General features: G+C 59.1%; 19 protein-coding genes. 6 read left to right on the top strand and 13 right to left on the bottom strand.

Going from position 1 to position 24061, the window contains the following annotated elements:
• Positions 1-176 precede the first annotated feature (176 nt).
• The 5 genes from AACY49_RS11810 to treP all read right to left on the bottom strand — a co-directional run bounded on the left by AACY49_RS11810 (position 177) and on the right by treP (position 7683).
• A complete protein-coding gene (locus AACY49_RS11810) occupies positions 177-467 on the bottom strand; it encodes a PTS transporter subunit EIIB (RefSeq protein ID WP_258697386.1) in 291 nt (96 codons plus the stop codon).
• Between the two features lie 2 nt (positions 468-469).
• Entirely contained in the window at positions 470-3004 is a 2535-nt protein-coding gene (gene ptsP / locus AACY49_RS11805) for a phosphoenolpyruvate--protein phosphotransferase (RefSeq protein WP_339523874.1), read from the bottom strand.
• 153 nt (positions 3005-3157) lie between these two features.
• A complete protein-coding gene (locus AACY49_RS11800; RefSeq protein WP_339523872.1) occupies positions 3158-4381 on the bottom strand; it encodes a maltoporin in 1224 nt (407 codons plus the stop codon).
• A 94-nt stretch (positions 4382-4475) separates the two neighbouring features.
• Positions 4476-6125, bottom strand: a complete 1650-nt coding sequence (gene treC / locus AACY49_RS11795; RefSeq protein ID WP_339523870.1) for an alpha,alpha-phosphotrehalase — start codon at positions 6123-6125, stop codon at positions 4476-4478.
• A 115-nt stretch (positions 6126-6240) separates the two neighbouring features.
• Complete coding sequence (gene treP, locus AACY49_RS11790; protein WP_339523867.1) at positions 6241-7683, bottom strand: PTS system trehalose-specific EIIBC component; 1443 nt, start codon at positions 7681-7683, stop codon at positions 6241-6243.
• A gap of 237 nt (positions 7684-7920) precedes the next feature.
• On the opposite strand from treP, the gene treR reads away from it, so the two are divergent.
• Positions 7921-8625 (top strand): trehalose operon repressor, encoded by a 705-nt coding sequence (gene treR / locus AACY49_RS11785; protein WP_258697391.1) that lies wholly within the window; start codon positions 7921-7923, stop codon positions 8623-8625.
• A 106-nt stretch (positions 8626-8731) separates the two neighbouring features.
• Here treR and AACY49_RS11780 read toward each other — a convergent pair whose 3' ends face one another.
• The 3 genes from AACY49_RS11780 to AACY49_RS11770 form a co-directional block, all read right to left on the bottom strand.
• Positions 8732-9457: a Fic/DOC family protein gene (locus AACY49_RS11780; protein WP_258697392.1), complete on the bottom strand. Its 726-nt coding sequence runs from the start codon at positions 9455-9457 to the stop codon at positions 8732-8734.
• Positions 9450-10142, bottom strand: coding sequence for a hypothetical protein (locus AACY49_RS11775; RefSeq protein WP_339523863.1), 693 nt, complete (start codon positions 10140-10142; stop codon positions 9450-9452). Before AACY49_RS11775 ends, AACY49_RS11780 begins: the two co-directional genes overlap by 8 nt.
• A gap of 176 nt (positions 10143-10318) precedes the next feature.
• Positions 10319-10639 (bottom strand): GMP synthase (glutamine-hydrolyzing), encoded by a 321-nt coding sequence (locus AACY49_RS11770; protein ID WP_339523861.1) that lies wholly within the window; start codon positions 10637-10639, stop codon positions 10319-10321.
• 253 nt (positions 10640-10892) lie between these two features.
• On the opposite strand from AACY49_RS11770, the gene AACY49_RS11765 reads away from it, so the two are divergent.
• Positions 10893-12965: a TerD family protein gene (locus AACY49_RS11765; RefSeq protein ID WP_339523859.1), complete on the top strand. Its 2073-nt coding sequence runs from the start codon at positions 10893-10895 to the stop codon at positions 12963-12965.
• 174 nt (positions 12966-13139) lie between these two features.
• Here the strand turns inward: AACY49_RS11765 and guaA are convergent, their stop codons facing one another.
• The 4 genes from guaA to AACY49_RS11745 all read right to left on the bottom strand — a co-directional run bounded on the left by guaA (position 13140) and on the right by AACY49_RS11745 (position 17988).
• The gene (guaA, locus tag AACY49_RS11760; protein ID WP_258697396.1) at positions 13140-14717 is read right to left on the bottom strand and encodes a glutamine-hydrolyzing GMP synthase; all 1578 of its coding nucleotides are present in this window, start codon (positions 14715-14717) and stop codon (positions 13140-13142) included.
• 99 nt (positions 14718-14816) lie between these two features.
• Complete coding sequence (guaB, locus tag AACY49_RS11755) at positions 14817-16286, bottom strand: IMP dehydrogenase (RefSeq protein ID WP_258697397.1); 1470 nt, start codon at positions 16284-16286, stop codon at positions 14817-14819.
• A 198-nt stretch (positions 16287-16484) separates the two neighbouring features.
• Complete coding sequence (locus AACY49_RS11750; RefSeq protein ID WP_258697398.1) at positions 16485-17033, bottom strand: sugar ABC transporter ATPase; 549 nt, start codon at positions 17031-17033, stop codon at positions 16485-16487.
• A 187-nt stretch (positions 17034-17220) separates the two neighbouring features.
• Positions 17221-17988 (bottom strand): sulfite exporter TauE/SafE family protein, encoded by a 768-nt coding sequence (locus AACY49_RS11745; protein WP_258697399.1) that lies wholly within the window; start codon positions 17986-17988, stop codon positions 17221-17223.
• 100 nt (positions 17989-18088) lie between these two features.
• Here AACY49_RS11745 and AACY49_RS11740 point away from each other — a divergent pair, with 100 nt between their 5' ends.
• From AACY49_RS11740 to AACY49_RS11730, 3 genes are all read left to right on the top strand, one after another.
• Complete coding sequence (locus AACY49_RS11740; protein WP_339523851.1) at positions 18089-19036, top strand: LysR family transcriptional regulator; 948 nt, start codon at positions 18089-18091, stop codon at positions 19034-19036.
• Positions 19037-19125: 89 nt separating this feature from the next.
• The gene (gene xseA, locus AACY49_RS11735; protein ID WP_258700788.1) at positions 19126-20505 is read left to right on the top strand and encodes an exodeoxyribonuclease VII large subunit; all 1380 of its coding nucleotides are present in this window, start codon (positions 19126-19128) and stop codon (positions 20503-20505) included.
• A 3-nt stretch (positions 20506-20508) separates the two neighbouring features.
• Positions 20509-21330 (top strand): peptidoglycan DD-metalloendopeptidase family protein, encoded by an 822-nt coding sequence (locus AACY49_RS11730; protein WP_339523849.1) that lies wholly within the window; start codon positions 20509-20511, stop codon positions 21328-21330.
• Positions 21331-21466: 136 nt separating this feature from the next.
• On the opposite strand, the gene AACY49_RS11725 is transcribed toward AACY49_RS11730, so the two are convergent.
• The gene (locus AACY49_RS11725; protein ID WP_339523846.1) at positions 21467-21823 is read right to left on the bottom strand and encodes a hypothetical protein; all 357 of its coding nucleotides are present in this window, start codon (positions 21821-21823) and stop codon (positions 21467-21469) included.
• A gap of 396 nt (positions 21824-22219) precedes the next feature.
• On the opposite strand from AACY49_RS11725, the gene leuA reads away from it, so the two are divergent.
• On the top strand, positions 22220-23899 hold the full coding sequence (gene leuA, locus AACY49_RS11720; RefSeq protein WP_258697403.1) for a 2-isopropylmalate synthase: 1680 nt from the start codon (positions 22220-22222) through the stop codon (positions 23897-23899).
• Positions 23900-24061: the final 162 nt, after the last annotated feature.

Raw genomic sequence — 24061 nt, 5'->3', positions numbered from 1 at the left:
CTCTCCTACTCGGGTGCGGACACACCAGTGCTAATGACGGTCTCTGCCCCGCGCGCGCTCTCAACTTTAGATCCCCCCAGTTTGCTGCGCGACAGCGCGGCGTCGAAGACGGGGCGGACCCTCCTACGGGAGTTTGCGTCGGGAGAGGGGCCGCTTCGCGACCCACAAAGGTCCGGTTATGGCTGAAGGCCGGTGATCAGATGAACCACTCCATCCTCCAGCATCATCACTCCCGGCACTCCAGCCGCTGTCAACGCCTGCCGATCCATCCGCGTCACATCCCGTAACTCCACCCGCATCCGGGTTAGCGCCACGGGCTGATGCGACTTGAGGTTATCCACACCGCCCAGTGCGGCCACGACATTCGGCGCCAGCCCGGAAACGGCTTGAGCCACCGCTTTCGGCTCATCCACCACCAGATCCGGGGTCAACGCCTTCCAGAACGCCCGCTGCATTTTCTCGAACATGCTCAGTTCTCCAGAACCAGTGAAGTATCGACCGTCGCCTCGTGGTGCAGCCGCAATGCCTCGCGTACCTGCTCGGCACTTTCCAGCCCCAGTACTTGCTGGGCGATGGCCTCACAATCCAGCAGGTCCACTTCGCGGACCGCCGCTTTGATCGCCGGAATCAACGGCACGCTCACCGACAGCTCATCCACGCCAAGCCCTAGTAACAGCGGCACCGCCAGATGTTCCGAAGCCAGGGCGCCACACACTCCGACCCATTTGCCATGGGCATGAGCGGCTTTCACCGTGTTGGCGATCAGGCGCAGCACCGACGGATGAAAACTGTCGGCCTGACTGGCCAGCCGTGGGTGATCGCGGTCCATGGCCAGGGTGTATTGGGTCAGGTCGTTGGTGCCGATGGAGAAAAAATCCACCTCGGGCGCAAACAGGTCAGCCATCAGCGCCGCCGCCGGCACTTCTATCATGATCCCCAGTTTCGGCAGTTCCGTGAGGCCCAATGCCAGCGCCTCTTCTTCAAGCAGCTGACGGGCCAGCCGCAGCTCCGACAGCTGCGTAACCATCGGCAGCATGATGTGCAGGCGAGCCAGCCCGGCGCTGCTCAAAATTGCCTTGAACTGATCGCGCAACAGCTGCGGACGCTCCAGGCACAGACGAATTCCGCGCATGCCCAGGAACGGGTTGGTTTCGCGGTCCATCGGCACGTAGGCCAATGGTTTGTCACCGCCGACATCCAGGGTTCGCACCACCAGATTACGCGCTGGCCCTAATGCTCGGGCGATAGCGCTGTAGGTGGATGCCTGCTCGTCATGGCTTGGCGCGTGGTTGCGATCCAGATAAAGAAACTCCGAACGCAGCAGACCGACGCCCTCGCCGCCTAGCGCCATGGCCTGTTCGGCTTCGGCCAGCGAAGCGATGTTGGCGGTGATTTCAACGTGATGCCCATCGCGGGTACAGGCAGCCAGCGCAGCATTTTCCAGCTCGTATTGCTGGCGTTTCTTTTGTCGCTGACGATTGGCTTGCAACTGCTCAATGGCAACCTGCTCGGGATCCAGCTGCAACTCGCCCTTGTCGGCATCGAGCAAAACCCGGGTGCCATTGGCCAGTGCCAGCACCTGAACCGGCAACCCGCAGATCGCCGGCAAGCCGAAGGCCCGCGCGAGGATCGCCACGTGGCTGGTGGCGCCACCGCCGACCGTCGCGAAACCCAGCACCTTGCGCGTGTCCAGGCCAGCCGTCTGGGAGGGTGTCAGTTGCTCGGCAATCAGAATCACCCCTTCCGGCAACTCCATCGCCTGATCCTCTACGCCGAGAATCAGCTTGAGCACCCGTTGACCGACGTCGGCCAAATCCGCTGCCCGTTCGGCCAGCAAGGCATTGCCCAGTTTTTTGAACAAGGCAGCCGTGGACTCCGTGGCTGTGCGCCAGGCAAAACCGGCGCTTTTGCCGGCGTCGATCAGTGCCAGGGCCTGATCCAGCAGGCTTGGGTCTTCGAGCAGTTCCTGATGCGCCTTGAAGATATCTGCCTGGGCGTCACCCGTGGCCTGGTCACGCAACTGCTGCAGGCCTAGAACCGCCGCCGCCAACGCCCGTGACAGGCGCTCGCGCTCAACTTGCGCGCCCCGACCGGATTCAATGACTTCAAGGGTCTGCTGCGCAATCTGCACCACCTGGCCAAACGCCGACCCCGCCGATGCACAGACGCCGCGCAGCACCTTCAGCGATGAGGCCTCAGCGGCAACCGGTTCAACCTCTGCCATCACCGTCACGGCTTCCCCGCAACCGGCAGCCAGCAACTCGGCCAGGGTCTTGATCGCCACTTCAGCATCTGCGCCCGCCGCGCTGACTTGCACAATGTCGCCATGAGCGGTCTGCAACGCCATGATCGCCACCAGGGATTTGGCGTTCGCGCTGTCCTGCTGTTTATGCAGACAAATACTCGCCGAAAACCCTTTCGCCGCCTGGGCAAACACCGCCGCAGGGCGAGCGTGCAAGCCATTGAGATTGGGCAGCATCAGCGGTTTGGAGAACAACGCCTCGCCCTCCTCCGGCATCTGCTCATCGGCCGCCACTTCGGATGGATTCAGACTCAGCAGTGGCTGACCGCTTTGCACCACGCCCGTTTCAGGTGTCAGCCAGGTGAACGGCTCACCGCTGACCACCAGCATCAAGGTCAACAAACTACGGGCGTTCAAGGCAATGTAATCGGCATCGAACCCGATCAGCGCCTGCCCCACCTCAACCCGCTGACCTTCCTCCACCAACCGGGTGAAGCCCTTGCCGGCCAGGTTCACGGTGTCTAGGCCGATGTGCATCAACACCTGCACGCCGTTCTCGTCGGTGATGCTGACGGCATGCCCGCTGACCTGCACATTGCTGATCACTCCAGCCAGCGGTGCGCACAAGGTGGATGAGGTCGGGTCGATACACAGACCGTCACCGATCACGCGACTGGAAAACACCTGATCGGGCACCTGGTCCAGCGGCATCAGCACGCCGGACAAAGGTGCCAGCAGTTGCAATTGTTGGGGTGTGGCCATGACGTCACCTGCTGTTTTGTTCTGTATAAAAGACGCTTGCGATCTCGTGGTACCCGGTAGGAGCTGCCGAAGGCTGTGATCTGTTGGCGCCCGCAAGGACGTCAAGATCAAAAGATCGCAGCCTTCGGCAGCTCCTGCCGGGTCATGCGGCGTTTATTTCCACCAATACTCGACCTGCAACCCGACGTTCGAACCGTGTCGCACCGTGCCGAAAGCGCCGGTGTCGGACAATGCCGAGCCCGCCGCCAGTTCATTGGCCGCCCGTTTGGCCGCCTCGTTCCAGCTGGCATAGGTGTAATACAGGCGCACCTCGGGGCGCGCCCAGAATTCCGGGCCCTTGGGCGACCAGGTCGGGGCGATGGTGAACTTGCTCAGTTTGCGCGTGCCGCCTGTGGCCTCGACCTGATCGTGGCCCAGTTCGGTCACCAGTTTGATTTGCTCGGTGATCGCATAGGCCGGGCGAATCCCGAGGGAAATCCAGTTCTGGTCGGCGCCGTCCGGGCGAATGTCTTTCTGATAGACCGCTTCGACTTGCCCGCCGAAACGCGGCGTCACCTGCCAGTCGAAGAACTCGACCACGCGGTAGCTCTTGTTGCTGTCATCCAGCTTCACGTTACCGGTATAACCCAACCCGGTGCCGGGGCCTTCGCCGTACTGAAAGGCCAGTTTGTTCTTGCCGCCCAGAAAGCCCTTCTGCACATGCTGGGTGGTGATCGCCCAACCGCGATGGGCGTCGCGGCTGTCGGGTTTGTCGATGTAGCTCAGACCGAACTCCAGCTCACCGCCAGGGTTGGTGTTGAAGCCGGCGACGTTGAAATCGTGACGGTTGATGTAGTCCTTCTGGTACAGGTTGTCCTTGCGCGAGAAGGCGTAGCTGTACTTCAGATCGCCGATCAACACATCTTCGATCCCGCCGCCGGTGGCGCTCTGGTTCCAGTAGTAGAAGTCGGAAATATGGATGTCGTTGCGCTTGTAGTAACGTCGACCGGCCCACAGCGAGCCGCCGTTCAAGCCGGGCATGTTCGACCATTGCGCATACAGCTGCGGCATGCGCACCGAGCCGTTGTCGCCCTTGAACGTCAGGCTGCGGTCGTATTGGTTATACAGCGAGGCCATGCCGTCGACACTGAGCACCGAACCATCGTCCAGCGTGAACAGATCCTGACGCAATTCCAGCTCCGCATACTGTTCGCATTCGTTGCCTAGCCGGTATTTCGACTGTGCGCCCGGCAATTGAAAGCACGACTGGGAACTGCTGTTGACCGAGGTGCCGACACCGCTACGCAAATAGCCGGCGAATTCCAGCGCCTGGGCCGACAACGGTAATCCCAGGCACACACCCACGACTGCAAGGCTACGATTTATTGTTGTTTTCAAGAACCACCTCGTTATTTTTATTGTGCGATGCAGCAAAACCGGCGCGCAAAACTCCCCCGCGCAGCGTTCTGCGTGTTTGTTTTGAAACAGTGTTTTAGTCGTTGCTCAAGTGCAGAACGAACGACTCATAAGGCCGTAGAAACACTTGCCGGTTTCGTGGCGGACAGTCCGGGTAGTTACTGATCACCAGACTTTGAACCATCGATTCATTGATCACTTCACACGGCAGCTCGACTTCGCACGGCAAGCCATAGAAGTTGTTCAGCACCAGCAAACGCTCGCCAAGGCCCTCACGCACGTACGCCCAAATTTGTGTGTGCTCAGGCAACAACTGCCGATACACGCCGTCAGACATCAGCGTTTCACTGTGGCGCAGGGCAATCAGCTGACGGTAGTGATGCAGCACCGAATCCGGATCGTCGAGTTGGTGGGCGACGTTGATTTGCGTGGCATTGGCCGGCACCCCGATCCAGGGCTCGACCGCACTGAAACCAGCGTTCGGCTCGGCGTTCCAGTGCATCGGCGTGCGGCCGTTGTCCCGGGACTTCTGCATGATCGCCGCCATGTTGTCGGCGTCGCTGCTACCTGCCTCACGCTTGAGCCGGAAGATGTTCAGGGTCTCGACATCGCGGTACTGATCGATGTGATCGAACCCCGGATTGGTCATGCCCAGCTCTTCGCCTTGATACACAAACGGCGTGCCCTGGAGAAAATGCAGCGCGGTGCCGAGCATCTTTGCCGACACCACCCGGTGCTCGCCATCATCACCAAAGCGCGAAACCACACGCGGCTGATCATGGTTACACCAGAACAACGCGTTCCAGCCCCCGCCAGCCTGCATGCCGGTCTGCCAGTCGGAGAGGATGCGCTTGAGTTCGAGGAAATCGAAATCGGCGCGAACCCACTTTTGCAGGTTCGGGTAATCAACCTTCAAGTGATGAAAGTTGAAAGTCATCGACAGCTCTTTCGACTCCGGTCGTGAGTAGCGAATGCAGTGTTCCAGGCTGGTGGAGGACATCTCGCCGACGTTGATCAGGTCGTGACCTTCGAAGACTTCGCGGTGCATCTGCTGCAAGTACTCGTGGACGTTCGGGCCGTCGGTGTAGAAACGCCGACCGTCGGTGTTGTCCTCAGGGAAGTTCGCCGGTTTGGAAATCAGGTTGATCACGTCCAGACGGAAACCGCCCACGCCCTTGTCGCGCCAGAAACGCATCATCTTGAAGACTTCGGCGCGTACCGTGGGGTTGTCCCAGTTCAGGTCGGCCTGCGTGTGGTCGAACAAGTGCAGGTAATACTGACCGGTCTGGGCTTCGTACTCCCAGGCTGAACCGCCGAACTTGGATTCCCAGTTGTTCGGCTGGTCGCGCCAGATATAAAAATCGCGGTAAGGGTTATCGAGGCTGCTGCGAGCCTGCTGGAACCAGGTGTGTTCGATCGAGGTGTGGTTGACCACGATGTCGAGCATCAGTTTGATCCCGCGCTTGGCGGCTTCGGCGATCAGCAGTTCGCAGTCGGCCATGGTCCCGTAGCTCGGGTCGATGGCGTAGTAATCGCTGATGTCGTATCCGTTGTCGCGCTGGGGCGAACGCAGGAACGGCGTAATCCACAGGCAATCGACACCCAGCCAGTGCAGGTAGTCGAGCTTGGCCACGACGCCGAGCAAGTCCCCCGTGGGGTTGCCGGCGTGGCTGTGAAAACTCTTCGGGTAGATCTGGTAGATCACCGAACGTTGCCAGTCTTGCATGGCGCTATTCCTTCAATAGGTTTGTATCGGCCTGAGGGCCCCTTCGCGAGCAGGCTCGCTTCCACTGTTGATTGCGTTCCAATGTGGGAGCGAGCCTGCTCGCGATAGCAATCTGTCAGGCAACGCGATACCCAGGCCGGACAATCTTCATGCTCAACCCGCAGGTCAAAACAAACGGCACAACCATGGCAATCACCATCCCGACCACGAACATCGGGATGAACTGCGGGATGATCGAGATGAAACCGGGCAAGCCGCCGACGCCGATCGCCGAGGCCTGGACCTTGTTCAGCGACAGGAAGATGCAGCCCAGCGCCGAGCCGATCAGGGCCGCATAGAACGGAAATTTGTAGCGCAGGTTGACCCCGAACATGGCCGGTTCGGTGATGCCGAAGTAGGCAGAAATCGCCGAGGTCGAGGCCATGCTTTTGTCCCGTACATTGCGGGTCATGTAGAACACTCCCAGTGCCGCGCTGCCCTGGGCGAGGTTGGACATGACGATCATCGGCCAGATGAAGGTGCCACCCTGGGTGGAGATCAGTTGCAAGTCGACCGCGAGAAACATGTGGTGCATGCCGGTGATTACCAGCGGTGCGTAGAGCAGGCCGAAAATCGCGCCACCGACCATGGGCGCCAGGTCGAACAGGGTGACCACGCCTTCGGTGATGAGAATCCCCAGATGGCGGGTCACCGGGCCAATCACCGCCAGCGCCAGCACACCGGTGACGACGATGGTGGTGATCGGCACCACCAGCAATTGCACCGCGTTAGGCACCCGTGCCCGCAGCCATTTTTCGATGACACTCATCACATAGGCCGCCAGCAGGATCGGCAGGATTTGCCCCTGATAACCGACCTTCTCGATCTGAAACAGGCCGAGGATGTCGAAGTACGGCAGGCTTTGCCCCTCCAGCCCGGCCACCGCTTTGCCGTAGTTCCAGGCATTGAGCAGATCCGGGTGCACCAGCATCAGGCCGAGCACGATGCCAAGGATTTCGCTGCCGCCAAAGCGCTTGGCCGCCGACCAGCCCACCAGTGCCGGGAGAAACACAAACGAGGTATTGGCCATCAGGTTGATCAGGCTCCAGAGGCCATCAAGCGTCGGGTAGGCCTCCAGGAGGGTCTTGCCCTCGATGAACATGCCCTTGGCGCCGATCAGGTTGTTGATGCCCATCAGCAGGCCGGCAATGATCAGCGCCGGGAGGATCGGCATGAACACGTCGGAAAACACCCGCACCAATCGCTGAATCGGGTGGATCTTGTCGACGCTTTTTTGTTTAACGTCGGCGATGGTCGAGGCGGCGAGACCGGTTTGCCGGCGCAGCTCGGCGTAGACCTTTTCCACTTCGCCGGGGCCAATCACCACTTGGAACAGGCCGCCGGTAAAGAATGAACCTTTGACCAGATCGATCTGGTTCAGCGTGGCGCTGTTGACCAGGCTCGGGTCCTTGAGGGCCAGGCGCAGACGTGTGACACAGTGCGCGGCCTGCTCGAGGTTGTCGCTGCCACCGAGGCTGTGCAGCAGCTCGGTGACGATGTTCGGATAGTCATGGCTCATGCTTGTTCTTCCGCTGTAGTTTTTTGTTATTGGCAGCACGCCGAAGCGAAAAATACTCGTCTGTACGAGTTAAAGCAACAGCTCGTACAGACGAGTTAAGTTTTGTTTATCCTGAACCCGACAGGCGGCGATATTTCCTACCTCCTAAGTCAAAGAAACCCAAAGCCGCATGGACAAACCCCTACCCTGCCCTTAAGGTTCAAAACCTTGAGCACAACGCGGCACAGAGCCATCCCCATGAGTAAATACAACCAGATCTACAGCGATCTGCTTGCCAGCATCACCACCGAACGTCTGGAACGCGGCGCCCGATTGCCTTCCGAAACCGAACTGATGGACAGCTATCAGGCCAGTCGCGGCACCGTGCGCAAGGCCATCGAGCAATTGCAGGAGCGCGGGTTCGCCCAGAAAGTCCACGGCAAAGGCACCTTCGTGCTGTCGACCAACCCGATCGAGTTTCAGCTCGGTGGCATCGTCAGCTTCCAGGAAACCTACCCACGACTGGGCAACGACGTCAGCACCGAGGTGGTCGAATTCACCCAGATCCCCCTCGAAGGCCCGCTGCTCGAACACATCAAGGCTGAAACAGGCAGCCTGATCACGCGGATCAAGCGGGTGCGGCGGATCGACGGCAAACGGGTGATTCTGGACATCAACCATTTCGTCAGCGACGTGATTCCCGGCCTGTCCCGAGACATCGCCGAGCAATCGATCTACGCCTTCATCGAGCAGACCCTGCAACTGCAAATCGCCTACGCCCAGCGCACCATCGAAGCAGTGCCCCGCAGCAAGGACGACCAGCAACACCTGGATCTCGACGACCAGAGCCATGTGATCGTGGTCAGCAACCAGACGTTTTTGCAGGATGGCAGGCAGTTCGAGTACACCGAGTCACGGCATACCCTGGATAAGTTCTATTTCTCGGATGTGGCACGGCGCTGAGATGCGCTACGGCCGGATAAAGGGAAATGAAGGCGGTCGTGTGCGTTTAACTTGCACGAACAAATAGGATGGGATGTGTTAGCTGCCTGACACTGGCAGCTAACAATCAATCGAACTTGTAACCCCTGCGCTTATCGAACTCCTGATACTTCTGCGAAATGGCCGGGTCATCGAAGGTTCCTTCAATAGTGTCCACCGAAACGAGTCCATTAAGCCCCTTAACTGACTGAATGGCGACTTCCCATTCGCCCGGATCCAGAGGCGGCTCGATAAAGTCTTTCAAGTAATCATCCAGGATTCCCTTGTCGGGCGTCTCGATCTCGCTACTTAACGCCGACAGGTAAGCGGACTTTGTCGTCCTGCTCCAGTTGATTGAAAACCCTGCTCGATCACACAACACCGAGTGAACCACGAGCATCGTTCGGCCATTGCCATCCAGGAACGGATGACCATAGGCAAAAAAACCCATCACTACACCGGGAGACTTTCTGAGCAAAACCTTGTTCTGGCCGAGACGAAGCCCTTCTTCTACAGCCCTTTTTGCCTCAAACGGAGGACAGAAGTATGTCTCGGCCTTGGAAATGGCCAAATCGGGAGAAGTGCTCAGTCTGTCCTTGCCAGCCCAAGGATAAAGATCCCCAAACAGAAGTTTGTGAACGTGTAAAAAATCAACGTAAGTGATTGTTCTCTTCTTGATCAAGTAAGCCATGGCATCAGACAGGTTCGCGGTAAACAAGTCGTGCTCAAGGTGTTTGACAATGTTGAGGTCTTTTTCACCCACAACATTTCTGAGATATCCCTTCGCGTCGAAATCCTTGAATGGGTCAAACACTCTTTCTTTCTCTCAAATAGTTGGCGAGTAGATGAACCGCTTCTGTGCCGGAGACCTTTTTCTCTTTTTTCAACGCAATGACCAACTGCTCAATTGAGTCGGTACGAACATCATCCCCAGCCAATCTCGAGACATTCTCCGCCCATTCATCGGCATATGTTTTGACGTAGGAAACCTTGCTGAACTCGGCCAGATCCAGCACGTACCGTTTGAGGCCAACAGTCGGGATGATCAAGTCACCGGTTTTAGGATGACGCCTTACTGTATTTTTCGCTTTCCGGGAGGGTGCCCGTTCATTGATGTAAACCACCGATCTTCCGCCCAGCGACAATTTGCGGCGGATTCGGCGATTGCCCTGCACGCATATTTTCGCTTCCTTGCGGGCGGCCGAACGGCGCTGTTCTGAAGGCGTCGTTTGCACTGAAGCGCTCATGCCTAACCGTCTAAATGCTTCGACCGCCAGTGTTTCAAGATCCTCGACAGGCGTAATGAGTCCGGTGTCAGGATTTCTGAACGCTTTGGCATAAACACCAATGCCCATCCGAACAATTACGCCCTTTTTCTGCAGCTCATCGAGAGCGACGGAAACTTGAGAGTGACCACCCAGCGATGCAACATCCGCGCGCAGGATCACATTACCCGACGTGCGCTGGATGGCCATCCGCATACGTTCTTCAAGCTTCATGTTCAATCCTCCCGACAGCGAGCGAATACTTTACCACCTGTCGAAGCAAAACTTCTGCTGGCTATGTCGCTCACTTTATACGCAACAGAAACAGACGTTTCAAAAGCAGCGAAGCATACCCCCCCCTGACCGAGACCGGTTCAGGGGCTTTACGCAACGATGACTCTAGTGAGGGATCATTCCCACTCAATCGTCGCCGGCGGCTTGCTCGACACGTCATAAGTGACGCGGGAGATGCCTTCGATTTCATTGATGATCCGGCCGCTGACGGTTTCCAGCAGTTCGTAAGGCAGGTGTGCCCAACGCGCGGTCATGAAGTCGATGGTTTCCACGGCACGCAGGGCAACGACCCAGGCGTAACGATGGCCGTTGCCAACCACGCCAACCGATTTCACCGGCTGGAACACCACGAACGCCTGGCTGACCTTGTGGGAACTTCGCCGACTTTGAAGGCACACTTGGCCAATAACGCCGCCACTTGTCTGGACGATGGACAAGCGATTTGTCGCTCATCAGCCCCTATTCTTCTGGCGAAGCAGCTTGTTACCGTTGAGGTATGCAGCAACCCGACAAACAGAGACAACCTCCCGTAGAATGCCTTCGTGGCTATGGAACACCTTCCTTCTAAACCTCTATGACCTAGGGGTTCCGCTCTCCACACCGCGCCTGCTTCTTGCAGGCGTTTTTATATCGGCTGTAGACACGATGCTGCAGCTCGTTCACGACGGCGGCCAAGGGAGAAAATCAAGGATGAATCAGGAGCTGTTCCTGCGTCGCCGTACCAAAGTTCACGTCCCGATGGGCACTGGCGGTGCCACGCGCGCTCAGGTCGCGTCGGCTGTCCGGGAAGTCGCGGCGTTCCGATGTGTACTATCAGAGCCTCTGATTGAGCAAATCGGCATGTTGTCCGCGACAGAACTCAAGCACTGGCTGCGCGACATTGTCGGAGTGCTTCGGCGGGAAACTGGCGCTCATGTGCACCACCGGCCGTTTTATCCTGACTTTCCAGAGCAAGTTCTGACGGCCTCAGAGGCGGAGTTGTACCTTAACGCCGTCATGCACTACCTCACGCTTCGGCGTTTACCACTGACTGAACAGTCTCGACCTGCGATGCTTGAAGGCAACTTCATATCCCGCGTTATCGAACCGGGAAGCGTCTCTGAGTTCGAGTCACTGCTCGAGCCGCTGGTTTCATCGCACACCTCGCTCTCCGAAGAGGAAACTGCCGATGTAGTCTGGTTTGTCCGAGAGTACAAAAGCAATGTGTTCCGTCTGCTGCCTGAGGCCGTCTCGTTCCGGGAGATCCGTGCACAGCTTGGCGGCGCGCTTATCCTGTATGTAGTCAACGATGCACGGGTGGACGCATTCCTGGAGCGAAACGTCGAAACGGCGACCGACGTGCTACGACTTGCGGTCGCGCTGAATGGAGGAGACGTGTCACTGACGGCAGCTTCGACACGTTTCACAGCGATGAAGCGCTCGGTGCGCCGTCTGCTGTTGCGTCTACTCGACCACATACCCAACGCTGTAGAAGACGTGATGCGCCATGCTGAGCGCTGGAAACGTCTGGCTGAAGTACTGCATCCGGGCGACTACGCCGATAAGTACCCACGAGCGCTAGCCGCCATCACGGCAGCGCGTCGCAACGAAGCGCCAGCCTCATTTGGATCACGTGTCGAAACATTGCTTGCCCAGCGTCACATCGCCACGCTTATGCCCATACTACAGAGCCGTCCTGGTGAGTTCGCACGACGGCTGGACGCGACCCTGCGGCGCGCGACGGAACCAGAGTCGGTTCTCGACGCGTTCGAGGCTGTTGCGACACAAGTGTCCTCACCTGTCCTGCTGCAGTTGCTGGCCCAATTACGTGCTCCGCGCCCCCTGCCCCTGCGGGCGTTCACACCGAAAGGTGCATTTGCCAAAGTCTATGGCATCAAGGATCGACGCGAACCTCTCACACCCGACGTGTTGGCTCGCGCAGCCCGAATCTGCGAGGACGCCCTCGTAATGCGTTTTGCGTCGCTGCCGCCACTAGGCCGCTGTTTCATCGATCCAGCATTACGCGAATACAGGGTGCCGCTGGCGCAGCGTGCCTCATCGAAGTCGCTACGTACGCTGGTGCGGGGCAGTCGGTTGCCTATGCCTGACACACGTTTCATTCGCCTGTTCCTGTGGTGGAAGAACGGTCTTGGACGTACGGACATCGACTTGTCCGCCGCATTTTTCGACGCCAACTTCGTGTTCACACAGACGGTCGCGTACTACAACCTGAAGGGTTTCGGCGGCTACCACAGCGGCGACATCGTCGACGCGCCCGACGGGGCTTCGGAGTTCATCGACCTCGACCTTGATGTCCTCGTCGGGAAGGGTATCCGCTATGTCGTCACGTCTATCAACTCATTCACCGAGCAGCCGTACTGCGATCTTCCAGAATGCTTCGCTGGCTGGATGGCTCGCGCCGACACGGCGTCGGGTGAAGCATTCGAGCCGCGATCCGTGTTCGACCGTATCGATATCGCATCCGACACAGTTATCTGTCTGCCATTCGTGATGGACTTGCAGGAACGACGCATGATTTGGGCCGATCTGGGGCTCACTTCATCTCCGCGGTGGAACAACGTCCAGAACAACCTCAGTGGGATATCGTTGATGCTGCGGGCTTTGGTGCATACACCACGGCCAGATTTGGAAACTCTGTTCGACTTACATGTTCGAGCACGGGGGGAACGAGTGGCTTCGCCGCAGCAGGCACAGGCGGTGTTTGCGCCTGATCAAGGGATAACGCCGTTCGATACGGATTTGATTCGATCACAGTTTCTCTGATACCTACGCCAGCCTTTGCCATCTACTGAAAACGACGACTCTTGCTTCGGTGCTTTCCACCCAAAAACAAAAATGCCAGTCAGCATAACTGACTGGCATTGGCTAAAAACCCTCCTGCGCCCCTCCGAATCTAACGTTGAACTCTAGAGGGTGCCGGCTTTGTGGGTCGCCTCATCACTCCCACTCAATCGTCGCCGGCGGCTTGCTCGACACGTCGTAAGTAACGCGGGAGATGCCTTCGATTTCGTTGATGATCCGGCCGCTGACGGTTTCCAGCAGTTCGTAAGGCAGGTGTGCCCAACGCGCGGTCATGAAGTCGATGGTTTCTACGGCACGCAGGGCTACGACCCAGGCGTAACGACGGCCATCGCCGACCACGCCAACCGATTTCACCGGCTGGAACACCACGAACGCCTGGCTGACCTTGTGGTACCAGTCGGCCTTGCGCAGTTCTTCGATGAAGATGTGGTCGGCGCGACGCAGCAGGTCGGCGTATTCCTTCTTCACTTCGCCGAGGATCCGCACACCCAGGCCCGGGCCCGGGAACGGGTGACGGTAGACCATGTCGTACGGCAGGCCGAGTTCCAGGCCCAGACGACGGACTTCGTCCTTGAACAGCTCGCGCAGGGGTTCAACCAGCTTGAGGTTCATTTCTTCCGGCAGGCCGCCCACGTTGTGGTGCGACTTGATCACGTGAGCCTTGCCGCTTTTGGCGCCAGCCGACTCGATCACGTCCGGGTAAATGGTGCCTTGGGCGAGGTACTTGATGTTATCCAGTTTGTTGGACTGGGCATCGAAAACGTCGATGAAGGTACGGCCGATGATCTTGCGTTTTTTCTCTGGGTCGCTTTCGCCAGCCAGGTTGTTCAGGAACTGGTCCTCGGCGTTGGCGCGGATCACTTTGACGCCCATGTTCTCGGCGAACATGGCCATCACTTGCTCGCCTTCGTGCAGACGCAACAGGCCGTTGTCGACGAACACGCAAGTCAGCTGGTCGCCGATGGCCTTGTGCAGCAACGCGGCAACCACCGAGGAGTCAACGCCGCCGGACAGGCCGAGCAATACGTTGTCGGTGCCAACCTGGGCGCGGACCTGAGCGATGGCGTCTTCAGCAATCTTCGAAGGTGTCCACAGGGCTTCGCAGCCGCAGATGTCGAGGATGAAGCGCGAGAGGATGCGACCGCCCTGCTTGGTGTGGGTCACTTCCGGGTGGAACTGCACGCCGTAGTAGCCGCGAGCATCGTTGAACATGCCGGCGATCGGGCAGCTCGGGGTGCTGGCCAGGATGTGGAAGTCTTCCGGCATCTTGGTGACCTTGTCACCGTGGCTCATCCACACGTCGAGGCCGAACAGGCCATCGGCGTCGATGTGGTCTTCGATGCCATCGAGCAGGCGGCTCTTGCCAACCACGTCAACGCGGGCATAACCGAACTCACGCAGCTCGGAACCTTCGACCTTGCCACCCAGCTGTTCAGCCATGGTTTGCATGCCGTAGCAGATACCGAAGACCGGTACGCCCAGGTCAAACACCGCTTGCGGGCAGCGCGGGCTGTCGGCTACATGCACGGACTCGGGGCCGCCGGCGAGAATGACGCCTTTTGGAGCGAATTCGCGAATCGCTTCGTCGTCCATGTCGAACGGATGCAGTTCGCAGTACACGCCGATTTCACGCACGCGGCGGGCGATCAGCTGGGTGTACTGGGAACCGAAATCGAGGATCAGGATGCGGTGAGCGTGAATGTCGAGGGCCATGATTCAGTCTCGTCTAAGTAATTCAGAAACAGTCGTGATTCAGAAACAACTCGGGGCTGAATAGAACAGCCCCGGTTGCTTAACGATTTGCTTGAAGCCTCAACCTACGCGGTAGTTTGGCGCTTCTTTGGTGATTTGCACGTCGTGGACGTGGGACTCGGCCATGCCAGCGCCGGTGATCCGCACGAACTCAGGCTTGGTGCGCATTTCTTCGATATTGGCGCTACCGGTGTAGCCCATGGAAGAACGCAGGCCGCCCATCAGTTGATGGATGATGGCGCTCAGGGTGCCCTTGTACGGAACACGCCCTTCGATGCCTTCCGGAACCAGTTTCTCGGCGCCTGCCGAGGAGTCCTGGAAGTAACGGTCGGAGGAACCTTGAGCCTGGGACATGGCGCCCAGCGAACCCATGCCGCGGTAAGCCTTGTACGAACGGCCCTGGAACAGTTCGATCTCACCTGGCGCTTCTTCAGTACCGGCGAACATCGAGCCCATCATCACGCAGGACGCACCGGCAACGATGGCCTTGGACAGGTCACCGGAGAAACGGATGCCGCCGTCGGCGATCAACGGAACGCCTGTGCCTTCGAGGGCAGCGGCGACGTTGGCGATGGCACTGATTTGCGGGACGCCGACACCGGCGACGATACGGGTGGTGCAGATCGAGCCAGGGCCAATACCGACCTTGACTGCGTCAGCGCCGGCTTCGGCCAGGGCCTTGGCGGCAGCGCCGGTGGCGATGTTGCCGCCGATGACCTGCACTTCAGGGAAGTTCTGCTTGACCCAGCGAACGCGGTCGATCACGCCTTTGGAATGACCGTGAGCAGTGTCGACCACTACCACGTCAACACCCGCATGGACCAGGGCAGCTACGCGGTCACCGGTGTCTTTACCGGTACCGACTGCAGCGCCAACGCGCAGACGACCTTGATCGTCCTTGCTGGCCAGCGGGTAAGCCTTGGCTTTTTCGATGTCGTTGACGGTCATCATGCCTTTGAGGGCGAATTTGTCGTCGACGATCAGCACGCGTTCGATACGGTGCTTGTGCAACAGCTCACGGACGTCGTTCTTGTTGGCGCCTTCCTTGACCGTGACCAGACGCTCTTTAGGCGTCATCACTTCACGGACGCTGGCGTCCATGCGGTTTTCGAAGCGCACGTCACGGGAAGTGACGATGCCGACCAGGTCGCCATCGTGCAGTACCGGAACGCCGGAGATGTTGTGCAGGCGAGTCAGTTCGAACAGTTCACGAACCGTGGCGTCAGCCTCGATGGTGATCGGGTCCTTGACCACGCCGGCTTCGTAACGCTTGACCTTACGCACTTCGGCAGCTTGCTGCTCGATGGTCATGTTCTTGTGGATGATACCGATGCCACCTTCCTGAGCCATGGCAATTGCCAGACGGGCTTCAGTAACGGTGTCCATGGCAGCAGAAACCAGTGGAATATTCAGCTCGATGCCACGGGTAAGGCGGGTCTTGAGACTGACTTCGTTAGGAAGAACCTCGGAATAACCGGGCACTAAAAGAATGTCGTCGAAGGTCAGAGCTTCTTGGCTGATACGCAGCATCGCGGGGGCTCCCGAGCGGGAAAATGGAAGCGCGCCATTATAGTCAGACACCCCTTCGGGTTCAATGTAAAACTCTGTCTATTATCGACGCAGTGATCGACGGAGGTTTTGGCACACAAATCCCGTAGGAGCGAAGCTTGCCCGCGAAGGGGCCATCACTGGCGCCAAAAGCTTCGCGGGCAAGCCTCGCTCCTACAGTTACAGTTCGACCTTGACCCAACTCACCGGCTGATCCAGCCAATCGGCAAATTCGTCGATAAAGCTCTGCTTGAACCCAGCCTCAAGCCAGTTGTTGAAGATGAAACCCAGGTTGGAAAAGCCGCACTCCTGCAAGAACAGAAACCCGTTGATGTCGTCTTCATGTCCGCATTCAGGACAGGTGAAGTTATCGGTGCGCCCTGGCATCCAGTCTTCCAGGCTTTCGAACAGCGCTTCGCCGATTTCCTTGCGGCATTCAGCGCAGCCGGCTTCTTCGAGGAAGCCCTTGGCCGGTGTATAGATGCAGCGTTTGGTGATGATCTCCAGGCCATTGATCGGCTCGCCGAACGGCAGCGCGTCAGGGTGCAGGACCACGGCGCGGGCGCCGTCGGCGATGGCGTGGGCCATGCGATTGCCGGTGCGGCCACAGGTGGTCAGCTCTTCTTTAATGATGTTCTTGCGCACCAGCCAACGCACGACCGCCCTGGCCCGGGGTTCGTGTACCGGCAGTGTGGAGATTTTCGGGACGATGATGCTTTGCGAATTCATGGTGCAAGCCTACTGCGTCAAATAGATGTTTCTGCGGTGTGTCGATTGGCGCCTTCGCGGGCAAGCCCGCTCCCACATTTTATCTTTGGTGGTCACAAACGATGTGGTCACAGGAGATCCATGTGGGAGCGGGCTTGCCCGCGAAGGCGTCAGGGCGGCCGGCAGCTTAATCCCTGACGAAATCCGGTCAAGTACTCAAATAACGCCCGATCAAGGCAATCCCGCTGGCCAGCACCAACCAGGTCACCAGCCGCACGAATGCCTCGCGGGACAATTTCATGGTCAATCGCCGACCGATCCACAACCCCAGCGCCATCGCCGGCAACAAACACAGCGCCAATACCAACAAGGGTAGCTCGGCATACACCCCGGCGACGGCAAACAGGCTCAAACGCACCACGGTGCTGCAACTGATCAGTGCACTCTGTGTTGCCCGGGCCGCGTCCTTGGGCAACCGACTGTTCAAATAGATCGCATATAAAAAGCCGCCACTACCAAACAGCGCCCCGAACATCCCGCCCACCGTGCCCATCGGCACCGCCCAGCCGGCGGACAATTGCGCCGGACGGGTTTTAATCCACAGGCTATAAATCGCATAGGCGCTGATGAACAGCCCCATCAACAGCAGCAATATGTCGGATTTCAGGTTCAGCAGAAAAATCACCCCCAACGTGCAACCCACCGCCATGCACGGCAGCAGTCGCAGCAACTCGGGGCGAGCCACATTCCGTCGCGAGGGCAACAGATTGCCGAACGCCGCGACGAAATCCAGCAAGACCAGCAGCGGTACGATTTTCGACAGCGGCATGAACAGAATCAGAATCGGCCCCGCCACCAGCGCAGTGCCGAAACCGGCGATGCCGAACACGATGTAAGCCAGGGCAACGCCCAGCCCGATCACCAGCCAGTCCACCGCACCCCACGGCCATTGGCTCAACAACTCCAGCACATTCATCGACACGGTTTCCTTTTGTTCCTGCGATGACTTTAGCCAGCGCCAAGCGTTGCGACTAATATCTTCAAAGTCGACCAGCCATCTCGAAAAGGCATGCCTTGTGCTTTCAACCCGTCAATTGCGTTATTTCGTGGAAATCGCCGAGTGCGGCAGCTTCAGCGCTGCGGCCGAACGACTGTTTATTGCTCAATCAGCCTTGAGCCGGCAGATCAAGGACATGGAAACCCGCCTGCAAACCCCGCTGTTCGAACGCACCGCGCGCCAGCCCCGACTGACGGCGGCGGGTGAAGCCTTCTTGCCTCGGGCCAGAAACCTGCTGAACGAACTGACCAAAGCCAGCGAGATGGCCACTCAGGTGGGCACCGGTCAACTGGGTGTGTTGCGCCTGAGCCATTCCAGCACCGTGCCCATGAGCGGTCGGCTGCTGCGAGGCATCAGCGTCTATCTGGATCAACACGTTGGTGTGTCCATGGACATCGTCAAGCTGTCCTCCGAGGCGCAACTGGAAGAATTGGCCGAAGGTCGCCTCGATGTGGGCCTGTTACGCCTGCCAGTGCTGCGTCAGCGTGAAGGCGTGCAGATTGTTCCACTGTACTGCGAACGTCTGTTACTGGCGGTTCCACCGAATCATCGGCTGGCGGTGGATAAGTCCGCGCAAGGCATCGATCTGGCGCAGTTGAAGAACGAAGCGTTCATTTCCATCCCTCATCCCCAGCGTGGTGGCCTGAGCTATCTATCCGCCGAGTTATGCATGCGCCAGGGGTTCTTTCCCCGGGCGGCTCGGGTGGTGTCGCGTAAAACCACGCAACTGCAATTGATCCAGGCCGGGTTCGGCATTGCGCTGTTACCGGAATCGATGCAGGACATCGCGCCGCCAGATATCCACTTTCTCCCCTTGGCCGATCCGGATTGCCACAGCACCGTCGCCCTCGCCTGCCGGCAAGATCCCACGGCACTGGTCCAACACTTCATCAAAACCTGCACAGATCATTGTGGGAGCGAGCCTGCTCGCGATAGCGGTTCAACATTCAACATCAATGTCGACTGACACACTGCTATCGCGAGCAGGCTCGCTCCCACAGGGGATTTTCGCCGGATCATGGAGATTGATTGCCGAATGCCTTTAAACTGCGCCCCATGATTAAAGATCCCTTTGCAAGACTCGGCCTGGACCGGGAAGTCCTGACTGTCAGCCAGCTCAACGGCCGCGCGCGGGTGTTGCTCGAAGACGTGTTCAGTAACATCTGGGTCGAAGGCGAAATCTCCAACCTCGCCCGCCCGGCGTCCGGCCATGTGTATTTCACCCTCAAGGACAGCGGCGCCCAGGTGCGTTGTGCGCTGTTTCGGCAGAACGCCGCACGGGTTCGTCAGGCGCTGAAGGATGGCCTGGCGGTCAAGGTTCGCGGCAAGGTTTCGCTGTTTGAAGGCCGTGGTGATTACCAACTGATTCTCGACACCGTGGAACCGGCCGGTGACGGCGCCCTGCGTCTGGCCTTCGATGCATTGAAGGAAAAGCTCAGCGCCGAAGGCTTGTTCAGTGCCGAGCGCAAAGTGCCATTGCCGGCGCATCCGCAACGCATCGGCATCATCAGCTCGCCCACCGGCGCGGTGATCCGCGACATCATCAGTGTGTTCCGCCGCCGCGCGCCGCAGATCCAACTGACGCTGATCCCCACCGCCGTGCAAGGCCGCGAAGCCACCGCGCAGATTGTCCGTGCACTGAAACTGGCGGATGCCCGCGGTTTCGACGCGTTGATCCTGGCCCGTGGCGGCGGCTCGCTGGAAGACCTCTGGTGTTTCAACGAAGAAGCCGTGGCCCGCGCCGTGGATGCCTGCGTGACGCCGATTGTCAGCGCCGTCGGCCACGAAACCGACGTGTCGATCAGTGACTTCGTCGCCGACGTCCGCGCCCCGACACCGTCCGCCGCCGCCGAACTGCTCGCGCCGGATTCCAGCGATCTGGTGCGGCGGGTCGAAAGCCTGCACCGACGACTGGTGATGCGCATGCGTGACCGCTTGATGCGCGATCGGCTGCGTCTGGAAGGCATCTCTCGCCGCCTGCGCCATCCCGGTGAACGTCTGCGTCAGCAAGCACAACGTCTGGATGATCTGGACATGCGCATGCGCCGCGCTTTCGAACGCAATCTCAATACCCGCCGCGAACGTTTGATCCGCCTGGAAACCCGCCTCGCCGGGCAACATCCCGGGCGGCAACTGGCGATGCTTCGCCAGCGCCTCGACAGCCTTGCCGAACGCCTGCCCCGGGCCATGCGTGAAGGGCTTAAATCCCGCCGCCTGCAACTGCAAAGCCAGATGCAGACGCTGCACGTGGTCAGCCCGTTGGCGACCCTCGCTCGTGGTTACAGCATTCTGCTGGACGAGCGCGGCAACGCGATCCGCAGCGCCGCGCAAACCCACACCGGCCAGCGCCTGAAAGCCAAACTCGGCGACGGCGAACTGCAAGTGCGGGTCGAAGACAATCACCTGACGCCTGTCACCCTTTCTTTACTGGATTGATCCATGTCGCGTTTTTTCGCTCCGCTGCTGTTGCTGTGCCTGACCTTCAACGCCCACGCCGACAGTTACATCACCCGCCTGTTGAACAAACCGGTGCCGGGCGGCGTGGCGGTGGTGGATCTGGGCAGCTCCGCCCTGGCGCCGAAAGCCAGTTATCAAGGCAAACCGGTGTTGGTGGTCAAGGAACAGAACAACTGGCTGGCCATCGTCGGTGTGCCGCTGACCGTCAAACCGGGCAATCAGTCGCTGAGCAGCGGTGGTCGCAACCTGAGCTTCACCGTCGGCAGCAAGAAATACCCGGAACAGCACATCACCCTGAAGAATACGCAGCAGGTCAATCCGAACCCGGAAAATCTCAAGCGTATCGAAGGCGAGTTGGCCGAGCAGATCCAGGCCTACCGCAGCTTCAGCCCGAACACCCCGAGCAACCTGCTGCTGGACAAACCGGTCAACGGGCCGCTGTCGAGCAAGTTCGGCGTGCGCCGCTTCTTTAATGGCGAAGAACGCAACCCCCATGCCGGCCTCGACTTCGCGGTGCCCGCCGGGACGCCGATCAAGACCCCGGCCGCCGGCAAGGTGATCCTGATCGGGAATTACTTCTTCAACGGCAATACGGTGTTCGTCGATCACGGCCAGGGCTTTATCAGCATGTTCTGTCACATGTCGAAGATCGATGTGAAGGTTGGCCAGCAATTGGCGCGTGGGGGCGTGGTAGGGAAAGTCGGCTCCACCGGACGTGCGACCGGGCCGCATATGCACTGGAACGTCAGCCTGAACGATGCGCGGGTGGATCCGGCGATTTTTATTGGGGCGTTTCAGCCTTAAATAGTTGTTGAGGCTGATGGCCTCATCGCGAGCAGGCTCGCTCCCACAGTGGATTTCGTCGTACACAATATCTGTGTCTCATGAAGATCAAATGTGGGAGCGAGCCTGCTCGCGAAAGCGGCCTCATTGGCACCGCTTATTCCGCTTCAAGGTCCTCAATCCCGTGGACCTCCCTGTGCGCCAGACGTTCCTTGATCCAGGCCTGGGTTTCCTCCGAGAAACCAGTCAATTCTTCAGATGTGATCAGCTCATGAGTACACAGCCCCAGCAAGTGAGCAGGCGCCTCATTGCGTGAGTGACTGAAAACGCCAAACGCCCAATACAGTTCCTGCTGGCCGGCCTTCAGCCTTTCTTCACTGGCTTCAATACGCTCATAAGGCGCCAGGCTTTTATCCAGCACCGTACGCTCGACCGCCCCCATGATCCGGATACACATCCGCTCATGGGCTATCGGACGCAGTACGCTATAGAGCTTCCAATCCGATTCGTTCATTGCCGACTCCTGCTTCCCAGTCGTCTGGTTGAGGCTTTAAGAATAGCTGCACCGGCCGAGACGACGTCGACAAGTTTCAATTGCGCATCGCTCAAACCTCGAGCAAGCATCAATACAATCGCCGTCATTCACCGCAATAAAATCTCAATAAACTCGGCTTTTCGAGTATTCCTCTCAATTTTTTTCGACTGCTTGCCATCCTTCCCCCCCGCGGTTAGGGTTGAAGGCATGAAAACCTCTCACACCCTCATTCAGCTCCGCCAGCACCGCAGCCTGTGCCTCGTCAGCGCACGACTGCCAGGCTGAATCGCGGTGCCTCGTCTTACGCTTTATCCCCAAAACATTTGATCCACCGGCAGGCCGCCTTTTTTCGGCCCACACAATAAGGATTTTCCGATGAGCATGCTCAAAGACCCGTCTTCGAAATACCGCGCGTTCCCGACCATCAACCTGCCGGACCGCACCTGGCCATCGAAGACCATCGACGTCGCGCCGATCTGGTGCAGCTCGGACCTTCGTGACGGCAACCAGTCGCTGATCGAGCCAATGGACGCGGTCAAGAAGCTGCGTTTCTGGAAAACCCTGGTGCAGGTCGGCGTGAAAGAAATCGAAGCCTCGTTCCCGGCCGCTTCGCAAACCGACTTCGACTTCGTGCGTACCCTGATCGAAGACGGCCACATCCCGGACGACACCACCATTCAGGTGCTGACCCAGGGCCGTGAAGATTTGATCGAGCGCACCTTCGAATCCCTGCGCGGGGCGAAGAAAGCCATCGTTCACCTGTACAACGCGACCTCCCCCTCTTTCCGCCGCATTGTCTTCAACCAGGACAAGGAAGGGGTCAAGGCCATCGCCGTGAACGCCGCCAAGCTGTTCGTCAAATATGCCGCCCAGCAGCCAAACACCGAGTGGACCTTCGAGTACTCGCCAGAAACCTTCAGCGCCACCGAGCTGGAGTTCGCCAAGGAAGTCTGCGACGCGGTGATCGACGTGTGGAACCCGACACCTGAGCACAAGGTGATCCTCAACCTGCCTGCCACCGTCGAATGCGCCACCCCGAACATCTATGCCGACCAGATCGAATGGTTCGGCCGTCACATCAACCGCCGTGACAGCGTGATCATCAGCCTGCACACCCACAACGACCGTGGCACTGGCGTGGCCGCCACCGAACTGGGCCTGATGGCCGGCGCCGACCGTGTCGAAGGCTGCCTGTTCGGCAACGGCGAGCGTACAGGTAACGTCGATCTGGTCACCGTGGCATTGAACCTCTACACCCAGGGCGTCGACCCTGAGCTGGACTTCTCCGACATCGACGGCGTGCGCAAAGTCGTCGAAGAGTGCAACCAGATTGCGGTGCATCCACGTCACCCGTACGTCGGCGACCTGGTTCACACCGCGTTCTCCGGCTCCCACCAGGATGCGATCCGCAAGGGCTTCGCCCAGCAGCAACCGGACGCCCTGTGGGAAGTGCCGTACCTGCCGATCGACCCGGCCGACATCGGCCGCAGCTACGAGGCAGTGATTCGCGTCAACAGCCAGTCGGGCAAGGGCGGTATCGCTTACCTGCTGGAACAGGAATACGGCATCAGCTTGCCGCGCCGCATGCAGATCGAGTTCAGCCAGGTCGTGCAGCGTGAAACCGATCGCCTGGGCCTGGAGATGACAGCCCAGCAGATCCACGCGCTGCTGCACAGCGAGTACTTGCAGGCCAACACCCCGTACGCGCTGGTCAGCCATCGCTTGCAGGAAGAAAACGGTCACAGCGCCGTGGAAGTCGAAGTTTCCAGCAAAGGCCAGGGCGAAACCAACCTGCACTGGCGTGGCAAGGGCAACGGTGCTCTGGAAGCACTGGTGGCCGGTCTGCCGATCCCGGTGGAAATCATGGACTACAACGAACACGCCATCGGCGCGGGCACCAATGCCAAGGCTGCGGCCTACATTGAACTGCGCGTGAACGGTGAGCGTGCGGTGCACGGTGTGGGCATCGATGAGAACTTCACCACCGCCAGCTTCAAGGCCCTGTTCAGCGCGCTGAACCGCTCCCTGAGCCAGCCGGAAGCAAAAGCGGCGTAAAGAGCCCTGCGCTGCAATGCAAAAGGCCCCGGGGTGTGAACCTCGGGGCCTTTTTGTTGATCGTTCCTACGCTCCGCGTGGGAATGCCTCAAGGGACGCTCCGCGTCCAGTGACGCGGAGCGTCACGGGCTGCATTCCCACGCAGAGCGTGGGAACGATCGG

Origin of the sequence: Pseudomonas sp. EL_65y_Pfl2_R96 (assembly GCF_963970905.1) — a bacterium.
Lineage (GTDB): Bacteria > Pseudomonadota > Gammaproteobacteria > Pseudomonadales > Pseudomonadaceae > Aquipseudomonas.
Note: the sequence above shows the minus strand (reverse complement) of the source record. Positions and strands in the feature narration are given on the sequence as shown.